Below are 22,778 nucleotides of genomic sequence, written 5' to 3'. Positions count from 1 at the left end.
CAATGTGAACGGACTATTTATTACAATCGAGGGGCCTGATGGTGCAGGAAAAACCAGCATCTTGAATGAACTTTACCCTCTTTTGAAAGAAGTAGCAAAAACAGAAATCATTCAAACAAGAGAACCAGGAGGCATTCCGATTGCTGAAGAGATCCGAGCAGTGATCCTTGATCCAAAAAATGATCGGATGGATGAACGTACGGAAGCACTGCTTTATGCAGCAGCAAGAAGACAACATCTAGTCGAAAAGGTTCTGCCTGCTCTGGCAAAAGGGAAAATCGTTTTATGCGATAGATTTGTCGACAGTTCTCTTGCTTATCAAGGTGCAGGCCGACGCATCGGCGTTACCGAGATTGCTCGGTTGAATGAGTTTGCTACAGAAGGTACTACGCCGGATTTTACCCTTTATCTTGACGTAGATTCAGACACCGGATTAAGAAGAATCAAGAAAAACAGACAAAATCAAATCGACCGTTTAGATTCGGAAGGTTTGGAATTCCACCAGCGTGTACGTCATGCTTACTTAAAGCTGGCAGAAGAGGATCCGGAAAGAATCCACAAAGTTGATGCAAGAAAAAGCTTTGAAGAAGTGCTGCAAACAAGTTATCATACAATTATTGAACAGTATCCGCAATTTTTTGAAAACTAGGAAGGTGAACGTTTATGAAAATTATTTTAGCGATTATCCAAGACAAAGACAGCAACCGTTTATCAAATGAATTGATTGATGCAAATATCCGTGCCACAAAACTATCATCGACAGGCGGCTTCCTTAAGGCTGGAAACAGCACGTTTATCGTGGGTATTGAAGATGACCGTGTAGAAGAAGCATTGGAAATCATCAAAAAAACGTGTGAATCAAGAAAGCAATTTGTATCTACACCTGTTACACTGGATATTTCGATGGATGGGGGCGTCCCTTATCCAGTAGAAGTAGAAGTAGGCGGTGCCACAGTCTTCGTCTTACCTGTTGAAGGATTCCATCAATTTTAGGAGGAGCTGAGCTATGAATCAAGAAATAAACTTGGCTCAAATGCAACCGATCGTGTATCAGCAGCTTCAACGGAGTTTTGAGCATGGGCGTATCGCTCATGCTTATCTTTTTGAAGGGGAGAAAGGAATAGGAAAACATGAAGTAGGTATATGGCTTGCACAGCACCTGTTCTGTACCCAAATGAAAGACAATCTGCCTTGTGGAAAATGCAACAATTGTCAGCGGATCGAAAAGAAAGAACATCCAGATGTTTTGGTTATTGAACCGGAAGGACAAACCATCAAAGTCGATCAGATCAGACGTTTGCAGACGGAATTCAGTCGCAGCGGTTACGAATCAAGAAAAAAAGTTTTTTTGATCAAAGAAGCTGAAAAAATGAATAGCAGTGCGGCAAACAGTTTGTTGAAATTCTTGGAAGAGCCCCCTGGAGATTTTTTGGCGGTGTTAGAAACAGATGCAGTAGGAAGAATTCTCCCTACTATTCAATCTCGTTGTCAAGTTCTGCATTTTCAAGAACTTTCGAAAGAAGCACTGATCCATCGATTGCAAGAAGAGCAGATTCCATTGGAAAAAGCAAAACTTTTGGCTTTCTTAACAAACAGTTTAGGAAAAGCAGTTGAAATCTCTCAAGATGAATGGTTTAATGATGCTAAGGACTTGATTTATCAATGGTTCGTTTACTTGCAAAAGCAAGATACTCAAGCCTTTATCTATGTCCAAAAAAAATTGGTAAAATCATTTAAAGAAAAAACACAACAGTTTACAGGATTATCTGTCTTGATGTTTTATTATCAGGAAGCACAGCGTCAAGCAGTAGCAAACGGCGAATATGGCAAAGTGAAACAGATAAACCAGATAATTGAACGGATATTGATCGCAGAGCAGAAACTACGCAGCAATGTCAGTTTTCAGGCTGTTGCGGAACAGTTCGTTTTGCATACGATTTTTTAGCTTGCCGCAAAGGATGATGATCAAGGAGGATGGAAATGGTAGAAGTAGTAGGTGTCCGATATAGAGATGCAGGTCATATCTATTATTTTGCACCAGGAGACTCTGAATATGTTTATAATGACAAGGTATTAGTCGAATCTCAGCAATCCTTACATATTGCTACTGTTGTCCTTCCTAAAAAAGAGATTGATCCCAATGACCTTCCTGAAGCTATCCGTCCGATCTTGCATAAAGCGTCACAAGCTGAATTAGAAAAAGACAAAAAAAACAAAAAAGATGCTTATGATGCATTGAAAATCGCAAAAGAAAAAGTGCAGTTGCGTGAGTTGGAAATGAAAATGGTCAAAGCCGAATACACATTTGATCGAAATAAATTGATTTTTTCTTTCACAGCGGACGGGCGAATTGACTTTAGAGAATTGGTAAAAGATCTGGCCGCTGTATTTCGTACTCGTATTGAGCTTCGACAAATTGGTGTCCGCGATGAAGCAAAGATAATAGGCGGAATTGGTCCATGTGGGCGTCCATTATGCTGTTCTTCTTTTTTAGGCGATTTCGTGCCTGTATCAATCAAAATGGCAAAAGATCAAAGTTTATCTTTGAATCCAACAAAAATTTCCGGTTTATGCGGACGCTTGATGTGCTGTCTGCAATATGAGAGCGAAGAATACGAGACAGCGAAAAAAGAACTCCCTGACTTTGGAAAAGTAATTGCTACACCTGATGGTAAAGGGAAAGTCGTAGGGTTGAATCTGCTTAGCCGTATCGTTAGTATTCGGCTGACTGGACGGGAAAATCCTGTCGAATATGAATGGGATGAATTGAAAGAATTTATCCAAGTAGGTGAGATGAATGGATAAGAGATCATTATACGACGGATTGAATCAATTAGAATCAGAGTTGAGAAATACATTAACAGAACTTGTTGAAATGAAGCATGCTTTGCATGAGATCGTAGAAAAAAATACAACTTTGGAGATGGAAAATCAACGTCTGCGGGAACACCTGCGGGAATTGAACCAAGTTGCACAAGCTCCAGCTGAAAATGTGAAGCAGGAACTTTCTAAGTCTCGTATGAATCTTGAAAAAATTTATGAAGAAGGATTCCATGTCTGCTACGATTTATATGGATCAAGAAGGGACAATGACGAGCCTTGTGCGTTTTGTCTAGAAGTGATCTATCGCGAAAGCGGTCGATGACCAATAACAAGAGGAGACTGGAGCGGAGAAATACTGCTCCAGTCTTTTTATTAAGGAGATTGTGACAGATGTATAATCAAAAAAGTTTCAAGGGAAATCCGGTATATGGGGATTTATATCTTGTACCGACGCCAATTGGAAATTTAGAAGATATGAGCTACAGAAGTGTTCGTATGCTGCAAGAATCCGATCTTATCGCAAGTGAGGATACGCGTAATACACAAAAGTTATTGAATCATTTTGAAATCCATACACCCCAAAAAAGTTTACATGAACATAATTATAAAGAACGTGTCCCTCAATTGATTGCTTTGTTAAAAGAAGGAAAAACGATTGCTCAAGTCAGTGACGCAGGAATGCCTTCCATCAGCGATCCTGGACATGAGCTAGTTTTAGCCTGCATAAAAGAAGGGATTTCTGTGATCTCTATCCCAGGACCTACAGCTGGGATGACGGCTTTGATTGCTTCAGGGCTAGTACCTCAACCATTTTTATTTTATGGCTTCCTTCCACGTAAGAAAAAAGAACAGAAAGAAACATTGAAAAAGCTAAAAGAACAGACAGCTACGCTGATTTTTTATGAGTCACCTTATCGGATCACTGCTACATTGACGAATTTCTTAGAAATTTTTGGAAATCGCCAAGTCGTTTTGTGTCGGGAATTGACAAAGGTCCATGAAGAATACCTTAGAGGAAGTACGGAAGAGCTACTCGCTTATATCGAAGAACATCCAGTAAAAGGTGAATGTTGTCTGCTTGTAGAAGGGAATTTGTTCGAAACGCCAGTGACGGAAGTTGATGAAGAGTTGGGAACGTTAAAGGAACAAGTAGAAGCAAAGATCGCTTCAGGCGAAAAACCAAATGCTGCTATCAAAGCAGTAGCGCTGAAAAATGGGCTGAAAAAACAAGAAGTCTACCGTCAGTACCATGAATTAGACTGAGATAGTATAAGTTGTCTATAATGAAAGACTAATGAGGAAATCAGCTACTAACTTTTCAAATCTCTTGAACGCGAACGAATGTTCCTGTATAATAAATAAGAGGTGAGGATGATGGAGCTGCAATTTCCTTTACATAATGATACATCAAGAAAAATCATTCATATTGATATGGATGCTTTTTTCGCTTCGGTTGAAGAACGAAATCATCCTGAGTTTCGCGGACATCCATTAGTAATTGCCAGACACCCCAGTGACACTGGTGGGCGTGGAGTAGTGACTACAGCAAATTATGAAGCAAGAAAATTCGGAATTCATTCAGCAATGAGTGCACAAAAAGCGTATGAGCTTTGTCCGCAAGCCATCTTTAAGCCTGGCGACCATCATAAATACAGCGATATTTCCAAACAAGTACGGGAAGTATTCTATCGTTATACAGATATTGTGGAACCAGTTAGTATCGATGAAGCGTATCTTGATGTGACCGAAAATAAAATCAATTGCAAGTCAGCCATCAAAATCGCCCGAATGATCCAAGCAGATATTTGGGAGAGTGTCCAGCTAACATGTTCTGCGGGAGTAAGTTACAATAAGTTTTTGGCCAAATTAGCATCAGACTATCAAAAACCTAGAGGAATCACGGTAGTTGCCCCTCAAGACGCTGTGCCATTTTTAAAAGCTTTGCCAATTGAAAAATTTCATGGGGTAGGGAAGAAAACTGTACCTAGAATGCATGAGCTAGGGATTTATACAGGAAAAGACCTATATGAATGCACAGAAATGATGTTGATTCGAAATTTTGGAAAAATGGGCTATTCTCTTTATCGTAAAGTCAGAGGAATCCATGATTCTCCAGTAAACGTTACAAGAGAGCGAAAATCTGTGGGAAAAGAGCATACTTATGGGCAGCCGTTGCAAACGGAAGAAGCAGTGCTGACTCAGTTGCGCCAACTAGCTGAAAAAGTAGAAGAAGCACTGAGAAGAGTCCAAAAACATGGGAAAACAGTAGTTTTGAAGGTCAGGTACACGGACTATTCTACTGTGACCAAAAGAGTGACATTGCCAGAATATATCTATAAAAAAGAAGCACTCTTTTATCAAGCAAGCCTTATATGGGAGGAAATCTTGGGAGTAGAAAAAGGGATCCGATTGTTAGGGATTACTTTGACGAATCTGGACCCGATGACTTATGAAAACATCGTCCTTCCATTATGGGAAAATCAAGAAATATAAAAACAGCTTTGAGAGTTGAAACCGGAAATCCGTTTTCTCTCCCAAAGCTGTTTTTATATCAAGTCTTGCTTTTTGATTTGTTCATAGGTTTCTGTTGCATCCGTACATTTTTCCCAAATCACAACTTGATTGGATTCTAAAGATTTTTGGACGTCAATGATCCGCTGGTTGCTACTTCCGCGAAATTGTAGTTTTAGGTCACGTTTGCTTAATTCAAAGCGTCCGTCAACAAGGATATCGATTTGCGAAAGGAGTTCTAATTTATCTTCTGAATCTTGTAGCAATTCATCAAAGGTATAGCCTGTCCATGACCAGATATCTTTTGTCGTACCGAACTCTTTTCGGATACGTCGTACGACTTGCAGACAAACATCTGTATTCAAAAAAGGTTCGCCACCAAGTAAAGTTAATCCTTGCACGTAATCGTTGCGCAAGTCAGCGATGATTTGTTCTTCTAATTCAGGTGTGAATGGTTTGCCATATCGGAAATTTTGTACAGCTTTGTTGAAGCAGCCTTCGCAGGCAAATAAGCAGCCACTAACGTAAAGACTGTTGCGGACACCTTCACCATCGACAAAATTAAACGGTTTGTAGTCAGCAATATAGTTTTGGCTGTAGTCTTTTGCTAACCATTCTTTTGGTTTTGGATTTCTCATAAAAAAACTTCTTTCATTTAAGGTTCAAAGATATAGCTATTGAAGATAAAATCTACTCGACCACATAAATAAGAACAAACTGACCTAAATCCATTGTTCAAGAAAGCTTGTTCTTATTTTGATAGAGGGCGTTCAAAGATACAAAGCCATCGAAAGAGGGTGGTGAAAAAAGACTTGTCACAGCCTCTTATTCTGAATAAACGGTGTTCAAAAGCTTGCATCTGCGGTAATAAGCCCAACTAAACGAAAAATATGAGGAGCTATTTTTGTTTAGCTATTCTTATTACTTGATGCAGGATAGCTTTTTCACAACCTCATTTCATGTGTTTCACACGTGAGGAAATTTCTTTATGGCGGCCATGTACCATCGGACGAGCTTGCGGATTTCCTAAATAGCCACAAGTACGTTTGACTACATCACATGTTTTTGGATCATGATTTCCACATTCTGGACATTCGAATCCTCGTTCTGTCGGTTTGAAATCACCTTCGAAACCACATTGATAGCAATGATCGATTGGCGTATTCGTACCAAGATACCCGATTTTGTCATATGCAAAATCCCATACAGCTTCTAAAGCTTTCGGATTTTGTTGGAGCATAGGGTATTCACAGTAGTGGATGAATCCACCTGAACAATATTTTGGATAATCCTTCTCAAATTCCAATTTTTCAAATGGCGTTGGGTTTTTACGCACATCATAGTGGAAACTGTTTGTATAATATTCTTTATCTGTGATATTTTCGATGATGCCGAATTTTTCTGTATCCAAACGGCAGAAACGGTCAGTTAGACTTTCACTTGGAGTTGAATAGACACTGAAATGATAACCATATTCATCCCCCCATGCATCTGCATTAGCTTTTAATTCTTTGACGATATCAAGTGTGAAAGCTTTTGCTTCTGGGTTTGTTTCCCATTCGCCACCGAAGAAAGCTGAAGCAACTTCATATAATCCAATGTAGCCTAACGATACAGTAGCTCGACGGTTTTTGAATAATTCATTGACAGAATCGGTACGTGAAAGACGTTTCCCGAAAGCACCATACATATATAAAATTGGTGCATTTGCAGGAATGGCTTCTTTACAACGTTCTACACGATAGAGAAGAGCATCTTTCATGATTTCTAAGCGGTCAGACAGTAACTGCCAGAATTTATTCTGATCTCCTTTTGATTCGATCGCGATTCTTGGCAAATTCAATGTAACAACACCTAAATTCATTCGTCCGACATTTACTTCTTGACCATTTTCGTCTTTCCACCCTTGCAAGAATGAACGACAGCCCATAGGTACTTTGAAACTTCCAGTTAATTCAACGATTTTATCGTAATTCAGAATATCAGGATACATTCTTTTCGTTGCACATTCCAATGCTAGTTGTTTGATGTCGTAATTAGGATCTTCAGGGTTTAAGTTCACACCTTTTTTCAAAGTGAAGATCAGTTTAGGGAAGATAGCTGTCCGCTTTTCACTCCCTAATCCATTGATTCGAATCTGTAAAATTGCTTTTTGAATTTCTCTTTCAAACCAGTTTTCTCCTAGTCCAAATCCTAATGAAGTGAAAGGAGTTTGTCCATTTGAAGTAAATAAGGTATTGATTTCATATTCCAAACTTTGCATAGCATCGAAGATATCTTTTTTGGTTTTTGCTTTTGCATATTCTTTTTGGCGTTCTGGCGAATCGATCCATTCTTCCGCGTCTTTTAGATGTTTTTTATAGTTCAATTCTGCAAAAGGAGCAAGCAATTCATCTGTTCGGTCGGCAGAACAGCCACCATATTGACTTGACGCTACATTGGCAATAATCTGTGAGATCTGTGCTGTGGCGGTCTGGATAGATTTTGGCGATTCGACTTCGGCATTGCCGATTTTGAACCCATTGTTCAGCATGCCTTTGAAATCAATCAAGCAGCAATTCGTCATCGGTGTATAAGGATGATAATCCAAATCATGGTAATGGATATCGCCTTTTTGATGCGCATTTGCTATATGTGGTGGCAACATTTTCAGTCCGATTGATTTTCCAACGATCCCGGCTGTCAGATCTCGCTGTGTATTGAAAACATTACTGTCTTTATTTGCGTTTTCGTTCACGACAGTTTGGTCCTTGTTGATTAGCTTTTCAATCGAAAAGTTGATATCTGTTGCTTTACTGCGAGCAAAATCTCGTTTGGTACGATAATTGATGTACTCTTCTGCTAATTCATATTCGTTTTTTTCTAGTAATATATGTTCCACGATGTTTTGAATCTCATAGATTTTGACATTTTCAGCAAACCGGCTTTTGATTTCTTGGACAACCAAGTCTGCAATCATTTGAATTTTTTCGTAAGTAAGTGGTGATAATGAGCCGTGAATTTTCTTTTCTGCTTTGATCAGTGCTTCATTGATCTTTTGTTCATCGAAATCAACATGGCGGCCATCGCGTTTGATGACTTTCATCTGGGATGTCTCTGGCTGCTGAATAACGACAGTTTTTTCTTTATAATTTACTTTCATTATCTTCAACTCCTGCTAAATTGTTCTTGTCTATCATAAAACAAAATCTGGGAAGGAGCAACTAAATATCGGCTATATATAGTATTCAATGTGCTGTATAATTGGATTTATATACTATATGTAGTGTATATTTTATTGTGAAAAAAGGTGAAAACTTGTAGCTGGTGGATTTGTTTTTTTGCATATTTAATTTTGCTGAATAAAATAATTGAATAAAATTTTTTATTCAGTCCAAGTAAAAATGACAAAAACATAAGAGCAAATTATTCGTAGATATGCTACTATGCAAATAAATAGAAATGAAAATTGAAAGAGGAGGAGAAGAATTGGAAAAGATGATCGAAGTGAAACATCTAAGTAAAAGCTACGGCAGCAAACTTTCTCCCGTCAAAGCCTTAGATAATATCTCATTCACAGTAGAAGAAGGCGAGTTTGTTGGGATTATGGGCCCAAGTGGTGCAGGAAAGACAACGCTGATGAATATCTTGTCCACGATCAATTTGCCTACGATGGGCAGTGTCTCGATACAAGGAAAAGAAATCACAAAAATGAAAAATAGTGAGCTCAGTGACTTTCGTCGAAAAAAACTAGGATTCATTTTTCAAGAGTTCAATTTGATCGATACCCTAAATGCAAAAGACAATATCCTATTGCCCCTAGCAGTTGAACGGATGACTAAAGAGGAAATGGAAAAGAGAGTAAGACATGTAGCTCAATTGTTGAATATAGAAGAAATGCTCAAACGGTATCCCGATGAACTTTCTGTCGGACAGAGACAACGAATTGCAGCTGCTAGAGCACTTGTTGTTCAGCCACAAGTGATTTTTGCAGATGAACCAACTGGCTCTTTGGACTCGAAGTCGGCTACAGAATTGTTGAACTACTTGAAGACCATGAATCAAAAAGAAAAAGCAACGATACTGTTAGTCACCCATGATCCATATACAGCAAGCTACTGCGATAGAATTTTATTTATTAAAGATGGTGTGATTTTTTCTGAAGTTGTCAGAAGAGGGACAAGAAGAGAGTTCTTTGAGAAAGTAATAGACATGCAGGCGACGATTGGCGGAGGAGGAAAAATGAATGCTGTATAAACTAGCCGTTAAAAGTTTTTTTCGGCAGTCACGAGGCTATCTTGTTTATTTTTTCAGTTTGACTTTATCCGTAATGATCTATTATTCCTTCAGCGCAATGACCTACGATCAATCTTTAGTCAGAAGAGCAAGTCAAGATACTTCGATAGATGGTGGATTGAGTTTTGGCGGATTTATCATTACTGTTGTTTTGCTTTTTTTCGTATTCAGTGCTAACCGATTTTTCTTGAATAGAAGGCAAAAGGAAATAGGCATCTATCAGCTTTTTGGTATGAATAAACTGCAGATATCAGGTATATATGTGTTAGAAATCATGATAATTGGATTGTTCGCCTGCATTTCTGGGATATTACTCGGTATTATTTTTTCCAAACTCTTTTCAATGATTTTGGTTCGAATGATGGATATGGATCTTACTAGTCCATTTTTTATCTCCATTCCATCAGTAGTAGATACTTTATTTGCTTTTTTCATCATCCTTTTAGCAGTATCTGTATATTCAATATGGAAAATATGGCGCTATCCAATGATTCGAAGTTTTGGAGAAAAAGAACAAGCAGATAGTTCAACAATGCGCTTCAGGACAAGGCACCGATTACTCGCAGTCATCGGGTTACTACTTTTAACGAGCGGATATTTTGGAGCTAGTCATTTTAGGGAAATCACTTCATGGATGATCAGTTATCATTATCTTGATACATTAGTTTTCTTTTTTTCTTTTTTAATTTTTTTCGTTTGTGTGGTCGGTACTTATTTGTTTTTCTGTTATACATTTCGGTTATTTTTGATCATATTGAGTAAATGGAAGATTTATTACTATGGTATCAATTTTTTGATAATGGGTAACACGCAAGTTCATTTGCTCAAAAGTTGGCGTACAAATTCTCTGATTACAGTCATTCTCGGAATTTCTTTAGTGACAATTGGCGGCACGGCTAGTATCTCTACTATTTTATCCTACCAGGAGAAAGTTTCCTCCCTGATGGACTATCAGTTTGATGTTGAGACAGAGAAAAAAATCAAGCCGATTCTAGCAGAGGAAGGGCAGAAGATAACTAAAGAAATCACCTTGCATTATAAAGTCATTGGGAGTATCTATAGTCAAAATCTCGAAGAACCTATGTTTCAAACTGCTAATCTGATCACAGAAACACAATATCAAGCCTTCAGAAAAGTTAATCCAGGTTTGCCGAACATTTCTTTGAAATCACCTGGTCATACTGTTTTGCTTGATCAAATGCAAACTCTTTTTCGGAATATTTCATTATATGGATCTAGTATTGGACTGCCAGATAATCAAGAATTGAAGATTCAACAAATGCTTCCAAGTGTATTAGGTGACGAAACAATGGTATATCTAAGTCCTGTACTGATTGTAGATGATACCGTTTTTGAAAAAGCAAAAGGTGTGGATTATCAAGTAGTCAATGTAGATGTATCAGGTGGAAATAATGAAAAAATAGATGAACGACTGAGCAATGACCTGTCGATAAAGTGGCTCAATGCTGTTTATTATTCTTATGATATCGTAAATGGAAGTCTACAAGGAGAAATTAGCACAAAGAAACTTCCGGATGACCAAATGAAGGAAGCACAATTTAGCCAAGAAAGCTCTCGTTTGAATTTCTCTTCCAGCTATTCGAAATTGCGTGCAGTCAATCGGCGAATCGGTATCAATATTTTTGTCACACTATTTGTCGGGATGATCGTGATTATTGCTACTGGTAGTATTTTGACAGTCCGGAAATTAGCAGAAGCAGAGGAAGAAAAAGAAAATTATCACCTATTGACTAAGCTGGGGATTCCACAAAGAAGGATCAGACGGATGATCTTCGAGCAAAACGCACTTACCTTCTTTCCACCCATGATATTAGGGATCACTCACGCAGTATTTGCAATCAATGTCTTCACTCAGTATATAAAAACTGCCGATTACTGGTTGGCTTATCTTGTGAGTGGCTTATTGATCCTTATCTATCTTTTGCTTTATGTCATTACGAGTCAGTTATATTGTCGGATTATCGAGGAATGATATACGGAATAAGACAAGATAATAAATAGAACTAAATTTTGAATACCATTTATTTGGAATAAGAGGTTGTGACACGATTTTTGTCACAACCTCTTTATTTTTTATATTTTTTAAAAGTACGAGAAATTATAAAGAAAAAAGCAGTGATTTGATGTGCTATTTTTATAAAAGCTATGTGACAAAACTGTTAGTAAAAAAACGGTTTCTGTAAGCTAGACACATGTTTCTTTTTGTCAAAATTAGTTACACTTTGTGTGAGGTTATATGAGGAGGGAATCCAATGAACAAATGGCGTTCTAATCCAAAATTGAATTATTGGGGAAAATTCATCATTCGAACAATTTTTTATAGTGCAGTACTGCTGTTCCTGATTTATCTGTATCACTATAAAAATATTCAAGGAGGAACTTTTATCTATAACGAATTTTAGGAGGAAGAGTATGGAAATCAAAACGATTATTGAAGCAATCGATGATTGGGGAATAAATGAACCTGATCGAGTTGCTTATCAGGCGGATGAGACGCATACTTTTGGTGAATTGAAACAAGCATCAGACGCACTTGCTTATTATTTAGAAAAAAAGGTAGAAGGCGATGGACCAATTGTCGTTTTTGGCAATTTGGAGTTTGAAATGATTGTCTCATTTCTAGGGGTTGTCAAATCTGGCCATGCCTATTTGCCGATTGAAGAGCATACACCCAAGGAGCGTATCCTGTCGATCTTTCGGGTGGCTAAACCATCTATGGTCATCAGTATCGGGGACTGGATAGAAGATATTCCTTCGGTTCCTGTCATAACAAAAAAAGAATTTCAAGAAATCAAGAAGATACCAGTAGGATTTTATCCCAGAAATAGCGTAAAAGGTACAGAAAATTTTTATATTATTTTTACTTCTGGTACTACTGGAGAACCAAAAGGCGTACAAATCAGTCATGATAATCTAGTCAGCTTTGTTCAATGGACGATGGAAGACTTTGGGATCAAGCCTGGTATGCATTTCTTAGCCCAAGCGCCATTTTCTTTTGATTTATCGGTATTTTCTATTTATCCTGCATTAGTTTCTGGCGGAATGCTGAAGCCGTTAAATAAAGCAGTTGTTCAAGACTTTCGTCAATTATTCGCGACATTGCCAGCCTTGAAGTTGAATGTGTGGGTTTCTACTCCATCATTTATGGATATTTGCTTGATGGAACCTACATTCAATGGAGAAAATGTGCCGGAATTGGACATGTTTTTATTTTGCGGAGAAGAATTGACGAAAAAAACTGCAGAAAGTCTACTTGATCGATTCCCAAATGCACGGATATATAATACTTACGGTCCAACAGAAGCAACTGTAGCTATTTCAAGTATTCAGATTGACCAGCATGTACTAGATAGTTATGACCGACTACCGATTGGCTACGTAAAAAAAGACACGAAAGTTTCTATTGTCCAAGAAGGCAAACCTGTTTCAAAAGGAGAAACGGGTGAAATCATTATTGCAGGACCAAGCGTATCAAAAGGTTACCTGAACAATCCCGAAAAGACAGCTGCTGCGTTCTTTTGTCAAAATGACTTAGCAAGTTACCATACAGGGGATGCAGGTAGACTAGATGAAGATGGGCTTTTATTTTATGAAGGACGTATGGATCAGCAGGTCAAATTACATGGATACCGGATTGAACTCGGGGATATCGAACATTATCTGCTCCAAGACAACCGAATCAAACAAGCTGTCGTCGTACCAAAATACCAAGGAACAAAAGTACAGCAGCTGGTTGCTTTTGTCGTATTAGAAGACAAAACGAAACAGCCGGATTTTCAGTTGACTAAATCTATCAAAGAACAATTACTAGAAGTTGTGATGGATTATATGATTCCTCAGAAGTTCCATTATGTCGATCTGCTGCCTCAGACAGTTAATGGAAAAATCGATCGAAAAAAATTAACAGCTGAGGTGAATCCTGAATGATGTTACCTCATATGATCCCTTATGCAGAGCCGTTTTATTTTTTTCTTTTAGCCATTGCGCTTGTACCGATCGTTCTATCTTTATTGATATGGGAAAAAAGATTACCAGTTTATCAATCAGCAGTGACACTTTTCTTTTTATTTGTCAGCTTTGGAGGTAATTATTGGCAACAGGGAGCGGCGCTGATTGGGTATGTTTTGTGGCAGACGATACTTGTATGGGGCTATTTTGTTTATCGGCAAAGGAAAAATCAGACAGGATGGTTTTTTGCCGCCGTTATTTTAGCGATAATTCCACTGTTTTTAACGAAAGTGACTCCTTTTTTTGAACATGGAAAAGCATCGTTACTTGGTTTTTTAGGAATCTCTTATTTAACCTTTAAATCTGTACAAATGATCATGGAAATAAGAGATGGCATGATCAAAACATATAAGCCATTTCGTTATATCCAGTTTCTGCTGTTCTTTCCAACAATCTCTTCTGGACCAATCGATCGCTATAGGAGATTTGAAAAAGATCAGCTCCATCCGCCTGTTCGTGATAAATATGTTGATCTTTTGGGAAAAGGCGTCCAAAATATTTTTGTCGGTTTTTTATATAAATTCATTATCGGTTATTATTTTGGTCAAGTACTGCTTCCTGTAGTGGGACGCATTGCCTTACAGCATGGTGGTATTTCATGGGCATTAGTAGGTTATATGTACGTGTACAGTATGTATTTGTTTTTTGATTTTGCTGGCTATAGCTTATTTGCAGTCGGTACAAGCTACATGATGGGATATCAGACACCAATCAATTTCAATAAACCTTTTTTATCATGGAATATCAAAGAATTCTGGAATCGTTGGCATATGACGCTGTCCTTTTGGTTCCGTGATTATGTATATATGCGATTGATGTTCTTCATGATGAAGAAAAAATTTTTTAAAAGCAAGATCGTAATGTCAAATATCGGTTATTTTGCTTTGTTTCTTCTAATGGGTATATGGCATGGATTGACATGGTACTACATCGTATATGGACTGTATCATGCTTGTCTGATCTGTCTGACAGATGCATGGATCCGATTTAAGAAGAAGCATAAAGATCAGTTGCCTTCTAACAAATTTACGCATGGCTTAGCCGTATTTTTGACATTTCAAGCAGTATGTTTTAGCTTCCTGATTTTTTCAGGATTTTTAGATAAACTTTTTTTTAGCTAACGAATAGTGACATATTAATTTATATAACAAAGGAGAAAAGGAAAATGGAAGAACAAATTTTATCAATCTTAGAAGAAATAACAGGAACAGATGAAGTAAGAAAAAATCGTGATATTGATCTATTTGATGAAGGGTTGCTTGATTCTTTAGCATCTGTTCAATTATTAGTCGAGCTAGACGGAGAGCTGGATATCCAAGTCCCTGTATCTGAATTCGAGCGAGAGGATTGGAGCACACCGAATAAAATCATTCAACAAGCAACTGCATTGAAGGGTTGAGTATGAAAAAGAAACTTTTTGCTATTTTCGGCCCGGTTGTTTTAGCTGTTGGCTTACTGTTTGTGTTTTTTACCTCCTCCTATCAAGTAGATATCTCTAATCCAGAAACGATTAGACGTGCCTCTTCTTCCATGTCAGTGAACGTGTTGAAAGGAGATGCGATAAAAAATTATGCATTATCTGAAAAACAATATATTCCTTTTTTTGGCTCAAGTGAATTAAGCAGAATCAGTCCATTTCATCCGTCTGTTCTGGCAGAAAAATACCAGCGAAACTATCGTCCATTTTTGCTGGGAGCACCCGGGACACAATCGTTAAGCCAATATATGATGATGCGTTCTGCAGGAGATGCTATGAAAAACAAGAAAGTCGTCTTTATTATTTCTCCTCAGTGGTTCGTTAAAAATGGTGTAAAAACTGATTACTTTAATACGTATTATTCTGAACTTCAAACATACGACTGGTTGTTTTCAATGAAGAAAGTAACGCCTGCTGATCGCTATTTAGCTAGAAGATTATTAACTTTCTCAAAAGTAAAAGAGAATGATACGTTGACGGCGATTCTGCAAACGATCAAAAAAGGGAAGCTACCTTTACCTGAATCTTTGAATCAGCTGCGCAGCCAATGGAACATGCTGAAGAGAGAGGATGAAGTATTCAGCAATATTGGGTTGAAAGATCGACAGCAAAAAATCGATCATGAGTCAAAACGATTACCAAAACAATACCAAGAAACAGAATTATCCATTTTAGCAAATCAAATTGGAGAACGAGAAACGACGAATAATCCATTCGGGTTGAAAAACGATTTTTATACGCATCGTATCCGAGCCCACGAGCCAGAGCTCAAACAGTCACAAAAAAATTGGGATTATCGTTTTTCGCCAGAATTTTCTGATTTTCAGCTGGTCTTGGATCAATTAGCAAAAAACCATAACGAAGTATTGTTCATCATCCCACCGGTTAACGAGAAATGGAGCGATTATACCGGACTATCTCAAGAAATGTTACAAGGATTTGCCAAAAAGATCAAATTTCAATTAAATAGCCAAGGATTCAATCGAATAGCTGATTTTGTCAATCAAGCGGGTACCAACTATTTTATGGAAGACACGATCCATCTAGGCTGGAAAGGCTGGTTGGCTGCAGATCAACAGATCAGACCGTTTTTAGAAGAAAATCATATTACTGCTAGTAAGTATCATCTTGACGATGCTTTTTTTAGCAAATCTTGGCAACATCAAATACCAGATAAACTACAATTAAAATAAAGAAAACAGGCGAGTGTTGCTCGCTTGTTTTCTTTATTTTTGAATATTCTGAATAAAAGATAAAAATACCAAGTTTGCCTGAACAAAAATCATAAGCAATGGTATAATCACAATATGAATATAGAAATGGGGGAAAACATTTGGATACAAAAGAAGAACAGCTACTTATTGATTTAACTTCTGCAAAAGGAGTACCTGGAAATGAAGAAGAGGTAAGAGAAGTATTCAGAGAATATGCCAAACCATTCGCTGATGATATTTTTTATGACGGTTTAGGCAGTGTGATTGCCAAACATGGTGCTGGCGGAGGCCCCAAGGTCTTTATTTCTGGTCATATGGACGAAGTTGGTTTTATGGTAACAAAAATAACCGAAAAAGGCTTCTTGGAATTCCAAACTCTTGGAGGTTGGTGGGGGCAAGTCATGCTTGCTCAGCAAGTTGAAATCAAAACACGTGAAGGGAAAATCGTCCACGGTGTGATTGGTTCCAAACCACCACATGTTTTAACACCTCAAGTAAGAAATAAACCTTATGAAATAAAGGATATGTTCATTGATATTGGCGCATCAAGCCAAGAAGAAGCCAAAGAGTGGGGCATACGTCCTGGAGATATGGTCACTCCATATATTGAATACAAACGAATGAATGGCAGTAAATATTTACTGGCAAAAGCATGGGATAATCGTATCGGGACAGCTGTTTCTCTGCGAGTATTAGAGAATCTATCTAAAGAAGCACACCCAAATGTTTTATTCGCAGGAAGCGATGTGCAAGAAGAAGTAGGCTTGCGAGGTGCTCGAACAAGTACACACCTTGTAAATCCCGATATTGCTTTTGCTTTAGATACTGGTACAGCAGGAGACACTCCAGGAATGACACCAAAAGAAGCAGATTCGATTTTAGGAAAAGGCCCACAGATTTTGATTTTTGATGCATCTATGATCCCGCATAAAAAATTATTGAATTTTGTTATTGATGTAGCAGAGGAAATGGATATTCCATTCCAATATACAGTGATTTCTGGCGGAGGAACTGATGCAGGACAAATGCATTTGACAAGAGATGGTGTTCCGTCTGTAGCCATTACCGTTCCTGTTCGTTATCTGCATTCCCATACATCAGTGATTCATGAAGATGATTATTTGAATACAGTGAAACTAGTCACAGAATTAGTGAAACGGCTTGATAGTGAAACAGTTGAAAAAATTCGGAGTTATGAATAATGAATAATAGAATACCTATTTCTGAATATCGGAAAAAAGCACGAGTTTCTTTGGAAAATCAATGGGGAATCAATACTTGGCTTGTTTTCTTATCTATAATATTTACGAGCGTCATCCAGAACTTTTTTGACGGTTTCAGTCCTTTTCCGGAAGAAAGCATGCAGCAGCACTTATTGAGTTTTCTAGTCGATAATTTACTTTTATTCGCATTCAACTATGCATTGTTTTACATTGCGCTAGTAGTTGTACGGGGTGGCAGACCAAAAAGTAACCTTTTATTTTCAGTTTTCCAAAGAAAGTATTTTGGTTCGATACTTGGCATCAATTTGATCAATTCAGTCATCAACTGGCTACTCAACAGTTTAATCTTTCTGCCCATGTTTTTAATCAGCGGAGTGAGTACTTATATGCAGCTGCTTTTCAGTTCAAATGCGGTACCTACGGGTGTCATGCCAGAAGATTTTCTTGATATCAGCTTTGTTTTATCGATGATAGGGATGATTTTTGTTTCAGCACTCATCATGAGTATTGTTGGCGGTTTATTCCAATTTGCTGCATGGACAAAGTTCGACTATCCTGATTTGTCGGTTATTCAATGTTTGAAATATGGCTGGTTTTTATTGAAAGATAGAATTGGTACGTATATTTTGTTGCAGCTGTCTTTTATCGGCTGGTATTTGCTAGGAGCAATCGCTTTGTTCATCGGTCTTTTGTGGGTCATTGTTTATGTGAATGTGTCAGTTGCAGAATTTTATGAACAAGCACGGATTGAAAAAGGAGGTCCAGACGCCTATTTTACTTAGCATGTAAGCAGTTTATTCATCAAAAAAATAACTTTTGTGGTAGGATAAATCTTTGAGGGGGAATGTACGATGAAATTAACTGTTTTAGGATGCTTAGGAGCGTATCCTTATAAAAATCAAGGGACAACAGGTTATTTGCTTCAATCTGACGGGTTCAATTTGTTGATCGATGCAGGTAGTGCTACGCTGATCAAATTACAAGAACACCTTGATCCACTTGATCTAGATGCTGTGATCCTTAGCCATTATCATCATGATCATATTGCTGACCTTGGTGTATTACAGTATTACTGGCAACTTCATCCTAAGAGAAATCCGGAGACATTGCTTTCAATTTATGGACACACAAAAGATTCCATTCACTTTGAAGAACTGACGATGGAAAATGTCTCAAAAGGACATCCTTATTTTGAAGCTGAAGAATTAAAAATTGGTCCTTTTCTGATTACTTTTATGGAAACAATCCATCCAGTAGTATGTTACGCCATGCGTATCGTAGAAGAAACAACGGGGAAAGTATTCGTATTTACAGGTGATTCAGGTTATTTGGAAAGTTTCGCTGATTTTGCGAAAGATGCTGATTTGTTTCTAGCAGATACCTATCTTTTTGAAGGAAATGAACATCATCATGCCCATTTCACTTCAAAAGAAGCTGGAGAACTTGCGAAATCAGCTAACGTAAAGAAACTTGTACTTACACACCTACCTCAGTTTGGTGATTTAGAACAATTGAAAAATGAAGCGCAAAAGGCAGCAGGTAAAGGGATTGATGTAGAACTTGCTGCAGTTGACAAAGTGTTTAACATTTAGGAGGAAGAACATGATTTTTGTACCAAATGAAAACAACGACCCAAGAATCAATTTAGCAATTGAACAATATTTGCTGCAAGAAATGCCTTTAGATGAACCTATTTTGCTCTTTTATATCAATGAACCTTCAATCATCATCGGCAGAAACCAAAATACGCTTGAAGAAATCAATCGAGATTATGTGGAAGAAAATGGCATTCATGTTGTCCGTCGCTTAAGTGGAGGCGGAGCTGTCTACCATGATTTTGGAAACCTGAACTTTAGTTTTATCATGCCTGATGATGGGGATTCATTCCGTGACTTTGCGAAAGTAACACAGCCAATCATCCAAGCACTTCATGAATTGGGTGTTGCTGGGGCGGAATTGAAAGGCCGAAATGATCTAGTCATTGATGGCATGAAATTTTCTGGCAACGCGATGTATGCTACCAACGGTCGGATGTTTGCTCATGGAACAATTATGTTCGACTCTGATATCAATGAAGTAGTCAATGCATTAAAAGTAAAAAAAGACAAAATCGAATCAAAAGGAATCAAATCGATCCGTTCTCGTGTAACGAATATCAAACCATTTCTTCCAGAAGAAAAGCAAAAAATGACAACAGAAGAATTTCGTCAAGAAATCTTGTTGAAAATTTTCGGCGTAGAGTCAGTAGAAGAAGTAAAAACGTACGAATTGACTGATGAAGATTGGAAAAAAATCAATCGAATCTCTGAGGAATATTATCGAAATTGGGATTGGAATTACGGGAAGTCTCCAGATTTCAATTTCTCTCGCCAAAAACGTTTTTCTATCGGTTCGATTGAAGTCCATTTGAATGTCTCAGAAGGAATGATCAAAGAAGCAAAAATCTTTGGCGATTTCTTCGGACTAGGAGATATCTCTGACGTGGAAAAAAAATTGGTTGGACAGAAATATGATAAAGCATCTCTATCAAAAATAGTCAGCCAAATTGATGTGAAGAAATATTTTGGTGCGATAGAACCAGAAGAATTGCTTACCTTACTTTATTGAAAATAAAAAATAGCGGAATCCACATATATGGATTCCGCTATTTTTTATACAGGATTCGGGTAATTTCGAGAGAGTTGAACAGTGATCCGATCAATGAAAGTATCTTTTTCCTGCGTTAGTGTTCCTGTGTAACGATCCGCTACGTCTTTCATCATCATTAAGTCAAAACGTTCCTGATCATCTAATTCTTCTGTGATGCCTCGACTAAATAGGTTTGTATCGTAATGTGCACTATGTTCGCAACAAATGACGAAATGTTCCTCTTGTTCGTGTATCGACAAATAAATTTTTCGATACAGTGGATTTTCGATGGCATGAGTTTCTCTAAAGGAATGCTCTAAAGCGTGGATCAAAAGTTGAGCCAGATCGTCATCGTTGATAGGAAGTTCTTCGGGAAGATCTGCTTGGAAGGTTATCTGAATATTCCGTTTGGCAGCTAACTTCTGGTAACGCGCTAAGATAAGATTTGTCACCTGGTGGTTGCAAAAAGAACACAGCATTTCGAAATTTTTTGCTTCTTCTAATATCTTTTCCACATAGTTTTTAGCTTTTGTTTGGTCCGTATGCATTAAATCTTGCAGATTCTCCATCTCTTGGACAAATTCCAGGCGAAGTGTATTTACTTCTTGGATATGCTGTCGAAGCTGCTCATAATGTTGCTCCAACAAATCATTTTTGATTTTTAAGAAATCTACTTGTCTCCGATCTTTGTCGGTATTTAAGATGTGATCGATTAGATTGTAGCTGATAATAACGATTAGAATGATAATATATAAAATCGTAGACCAATTGATCGTTGTTTGATAGATACCTAATGCCGTTTGGATGTAAATCAAGCAATGGATAATGGCTACCAAGACGATCCAAGGTGTACAAGCTACATAAAAACGGTTATTCTTATATGCTTCGCCAATGCATGCAAGTGAAGTGACTAAAGTGCTTATAACACTAGCAATATTAGCAATCGGCATTAATTCAGGAAGTTCTGCAGGAGTAAAAGTTGCATAAAGCAGAACGCCGATAAAAATCAAAAGTTGGAACGTACAAAAAATTCCGTACCATTTTTTATAGTAAAACATTCGGCTCCAATAGTAGCAGATGATGAAAGCTGACGTTAAGATAATAAATAAATGAGATAAAAAAGAATGAACGAATGGTTCAAAAAGAATACCACTTAAAATATCTTCTGATACAGCTTCAAATCCTAATGCCAAAGCAAAGCAACTTAAGAGAATAAGTGAGTATTCAAGACGTTTTTGTTTATACATCAAGTAGATCGTATAGAAAAAGGTCCCTATAGCGATAAAAACAGCGATTATCATCGTCAATACTTGCGGCACTGATTGTGAATAAATAAAACTAATCAATGGTCCAGTTGTTCCTAGATAAACTTTCGGTGGCAGTCCAGCATAGTTCTGATAAGGAGATGAGACTGTAAGGGTCAATTTTTTTCCGATATAATTTGCTGGTAAATCTATCACAGCCAATGAGAGTCCGGGATTGCTTTCTTCCTGATAATTTTTCCGTTGGTATAAAATCTTTTCGCCTAGATATACAGTAATCCATTGATGGTTTCCTTTGATTAGTAAATTTGCTTCGTCCAACGGTTTTTCAAGTGTCGTTTCCATAATGAATGTTTCGTCTTTATCCACGGTAGGAATCGTACGAGTGTACTTGCTGTCAAACTTAAAATCAGGATCATCTTTTGTATAGAAAACCCACGAATCTTTTATTTCTTTCATTTGATTGCTGTCCGCAGGAGAAAAAATAAAATAAAAGAAATAAGCAATTCCTGTTAAAAATAACAATGATAATATAATGATTATGCTCCACTTTATACGTAAATAAAAAGATTCTTTTTTATTATATATGTTATTAAAAAAAGCCATAAAGGTATTCCTTTCTAAAACTTGTAATGTTAGGGTAAACGTTTTTTAAACTAACGTCAATTATTTATAATAAAAAATGAGATAAAGATGAGGAAATAGAATTAGAAACATGTAATTATTAAAGGGAAACATTTTTACAGCTATAATTTGAAAAAATTTATCGTTATTATATGATTAAGAAGGATTGAATAAAGAAAGAAGTTGAAAACGATGCCTGATTACAAAAAAATAACTTTTATAAGTTCTATAACGTTGATTATATTTTTAATTCTTATTCTTCTCGTCGTCTTGGTTCCCCGAATTTTTGGTTTGACTCCTTATATTATTAAGGACAAAGAAATGAGTCCATATTACGCACAAGGAAATCTGATATATGTACGACCGAAAAATACAAATGAGATTTTAGTCGGAGATATTATTACATATTATGAAAATTCAGGAAAAAAAATCTCGACGCGTCGTGTAATAGCCGTTGAAAACAACCACGAAGATTTTTATATAAAAGCTGATACAAAGACTTATATTGAGCCTGGAGTAGTAAAAAAGAGAAATATTATCGGTAGTCCCATCTTTCAGATTCCATATATTGGACTAGTCCTTTCAAAAACGGCATTTGCATGGATTCAGGGGTTATTCTTTACGATTGCTTTTTGCCTAACAGGAATCACAGCATGGAATACTTTTGTAGAGTTGAAAAAGAAGCGGAGACGAACACAGAAATTGTTGTAAG

At 37.3% G+C, this 22,778-nt stretch carries 22 protein-coding genes; 19 read left to right on the top strand and 3 right to left on the bottom strand.

Going from position 1 to position 22,778, the window contains the following annotated elements; genetic code table 11:
* Window positions 1-4 precede the first annotated feature (4 nt).
* The 7 genes from tmk (at window position 5) to dinB (ending at window position 5,316) form a co-directional block, all read left to right on the top strand.
* Window positions 5-649, top strand: a complete 645-nt coding sequence (tmk, locus tag RBL01_RS09285; RefSeq protein WP_002327184.1) for a dTMP kinase — start codon at window positions 5-7, stop codon at window positions 647-649.
* 14 nt (window positions 650-663) lie between these two features.
* Entirely contained in the window at window positions 664-993 is a 330-nt protein-coding gene (locus tag RBL01_RS09280; protein ID WP_002292340.1) for a cyclic-di-AMP receptor, read from the top strand.
* A 13-nt stretch (window positions 994-1,006) separates the two neighbouring features.
* On the top strand, window positions 1,007-1,945 hold the full coding sequence (gene holB / locus RBL01_RS09275) for a DNA polymerase III subunit delta' (protein ID WP_002327183.1): 939 nt from the start codon (window positions 1,007-1,009) through the stop codon (window positions 1,943-1,945).
* A 35-nt stretch (window positions 1,946-1,980) separates the two neighbouring features.
* Complete coding sequence (locus tag RBL01_RS09270) at window positions 1,981-2,805, top strand: stage 0 sporulation family protein (RefSeq protein ID WP_002324566.1); 825 nt, start codon at window positions 1,981-1,983, stop codon at window positions 2,803-2,805.
* The gene (locus RBL01_RS09265) at window positions 2,798-3,145 is read left to right on the top strand and encodes a DNA replication initiation control protein YabA (protein ID WP_002288076.1); all 348 of its coding nucleotides are present in this window, start codon (window positions 2,798-2,800) and stop codon (window positions 3,143-3,145) included. Before RBL01_RS09270 ends, RBL01_RS09265 begins: the two co-directional genes overlap by 8 nt.
* A 68-nt stretch (window positions 3,146-3,213) precedes the next feature.
* Window positions 3,214-4,086: a 16S rRNA (cytidine(1402)-2'-O)-methyltransferase gene (gene rsmI, locus RBL01_RS09260; RefSeq protein ID WP_002318291.1), complete on the top strand. Its 873-nt coding sequence runs from the start codon at window positions 3,214-3,216 to the stop codon at window positions 4,084-4,086.
* A 108-nt stretch (window positions 4,087-4,194) separates the two neighbouring features.
* A complete protein-coding gene (gene dinB / locus RBL01_RS09255; RefSeq protein ID WP_002328212.1) occupies window positions 4,195-5,316 on the top strand; it encodes a DNA polymerase IV in 1,122 nt (373 codons plus the stop codon).
* Window positions 5,317-5,369: 53 nt separating this feature from the next.
* Here the strand turns inward: dinB and nrdG are convergent, their stop codons facing one another.
* Complete coding sequence (gene nrdG / locus RBL01_RS09250; protein WP_307781098.1) at window positions 5,370-5,972, bottom strand: anaerobic ribonucleoside-triphosphate reductase activating protein; 603 nt, start codon at window positions 5,970-5,972, stop codon at window positions 5,370-5,372.
* A 314-nt stretch (window positions 5,973-6,286) separates the two neighbouring features.
* Complete coding sequence (nrdD, locus tag RBL01_RS09245) at window positions 6,287-8,476, bottom strand: anaerobic ribonucleoside-triphosphate reductase (protein ID WP_002327181.1); 2,190 nt, start codon at window positions 8,474-8,476, stop codon at window positions 6,287-6,289.
* A 326-nt stretch (window positions 8,477-8,802) separates the two neighbouring features.
* Here nrdD and RBL01_RS09240 point away from each other — a divergent pair, with 326 nt between their 5' ends.
* From RBL01_RS09240 to RBL01_RS09190, 11 genes are all read left to right on the top strand, one after another.
* Window positions 8,803-9,570 carry an ABC transporter ATP-binding protein gene (locus RBL01_RS09240; protein WP_002327180.1) on the top strand — a complete coding sequence of 256 codons (768 nt, stop codon included), beginning with the start codon at window positions 8,803-8,805 and terminating at the stop codon, window positions 9,568-9,570.
* Window positions 9,560-11,602 (top strand): ABC transporter permease, encoded by a 2,043-nt coding sequence (locus tag RBL01_RS09235; RefSeq protein ID WP_307781097.1) that lies wholly within the window; start codon window positions 9,560-9,562, stop codon window positions 11,600-11,602. The genes RBL01_RS09240 and RBL01_RS09235 overlap by 11 nt, the downstream gene beginning before the upstream one ends.
* Before the next feature lie 280 nt (window positions 11,603-11,882).
* Window positions 11,883-12,032 carry a teichoic acid D-Ala incorporation-associated protein DltX gene (locus RBL01_RS09230; RefSeq protein WP_002288113.1) on the top strand — a complete coding sequence of 50 codons (150 nt, stop codon included), beginning with the start codon at window positions 11,883-11,885 and terminating at the stop codon, window positions 12,030-12,032.
* A 10-nt stretch (window positions 12,033-12,042) separates the two neighbouring features.
* Window positions 12,043-13,557: a D-alanine--poly(phosphoribitol) ligase subunit DltA gene (dltA, locus tag RBL01_RS09225; protein WP_002317605.1), complete on the top strand. Its 1,515-nt coding sequence runs from the start codon at window positions 12,043-12,045 to the stop codon at window positions 13,555-13,557.
* Window positions 13,554-14,759, top strand: coding sequence for a D-alanyl-lipoteichoic acid biosynthesis protein DltB (gene dltB, locus RBL01_RS09220; protein ID WP_002327178.1), 1,206 nt, complete (start codon window positions 13,554-13,556; stop codon window positions 14,757-14,759). The genes dltA and dltB overlap by 4 nt, the downstream gene beginning before the upstream one ends.
* Before the next feature lie 44 nt (window positions 14,760-14,803).
* On the top strand, window positions 14,804-15,037 hold the full coding sequence (dltC, locus tag RBL01_RS09215) for a D-alanine--poly(phosphoribitol) ligase subunit DltC (protein WP_002288092.1): 234 nt from the start codon (window positions 14,804-14,806) through the stop codon (window positions 15,035-15,037).
* A gap of 2 nt (window positions 15,038-15,039) precedes the next feature.
* Complete coding sequence (gene dltD / locus RBL01_RS09210; RefSeq protein WP_002288094.1) at window positions 15,040-16,308, top strand: D-alanyl-lipoteichoic acid biosynthesis protein DltD; 1,269 nt, start codon at window positions 15,040-15,042, stop codon at window positions 16,306-16,308.
* A 140-nt stretch (window positions 16,309-16,448) separates the two neighbouring features.
* Window positions 16,449-17,531, top strand: a complete 1,083-nt coding sequence (locus tag RBL01_RS09205) for a M42 family metallopeptidase (RefSeq protein WP_002288096.1) — start codon at window positions 16,449-16,451, stop codon at window positions 17,529-17,531.
* Entirely contained in the window at window positions 17,531-18,334 is an 804-nt protein-coding gene (locus RBL01_RS09200) for a DUF975 family protein (RefSeq protein WP_002288098.1), read from the top strand. The genes RBL01_RS09205 and RBL01_RS09200 overlap by 1 nt, the downstream gene beginning before the upstream one ends.
* A 69-nt stretch (window positions 18,335-18,403) precedes the next feature.
* Entirely contained in the window at window positions 18,404-19,144 is a 741-nt protein-coding gene (locus RBL01_RS09195; protein WP_002299607.1) for an MBL fold metallo-hydrolase, read from the top strand.
* Between the two features lie 10 nt (window positions 19,145-19,154).
* Entirely contained in the window at window positions 19,155-20,159 is a 1,005-nt protein-coding gene (locus RBL01_RS09190; RefSeq protein WP_002326494.1) for a lipoate--protein ligase, read from the top strand.
* Between the two features lie 44 nt (window positions 20,160-20,203).
* Here RBL01_RS09190 and RBL01_RS09185 read toward each other — a convergent pair whose 3' ends face one another.
* Window positions 20,204-22,048 carry a hypothetical protein gene (locus tag RBL01_RS09185; RefSeq protein WP_307781096.1) on the bottom strand — a complete coding sequence of 615 codons (1,845 nt, stop codon included), beginning with the start codon at window positions 22,046-22,048 and terminating at the stop codon, window positions 20,204-20,206.
* Window positions 22,049-22,258: 210 nt separating this feature from the next.
* Between RBL01_RS09185 and RBL01_RS09180 the strand changes: the two genes are divergently transcribed.
* Window positions 22,259-22,777, top strand: coding sequence for a signal peptidase I (locus RBL01_RS09180; protein WP_002327176.1), 519 nt, complete (start codon window positions 22,259-22,261; stop codon window positions 22,775-22,777).
* The last annotated feature ends 1 nt before the right edge of the window (window position 22,778 follow it).

It is taken from the genome of Enterococcus sp. SB12 (assembly GCF_030910025.2).
Lineage (GTDB): Bacteria > Bacillota > Bacilli > Lactobacillales > Enterococcaceae > Enterococcus_B > Enterococcus_B faecium.
The sequence above is the reverse complement of the archived record's forward strand: the minus strand, read 5'-3'. Positions and strand labels throughout refer to the sequence as shown.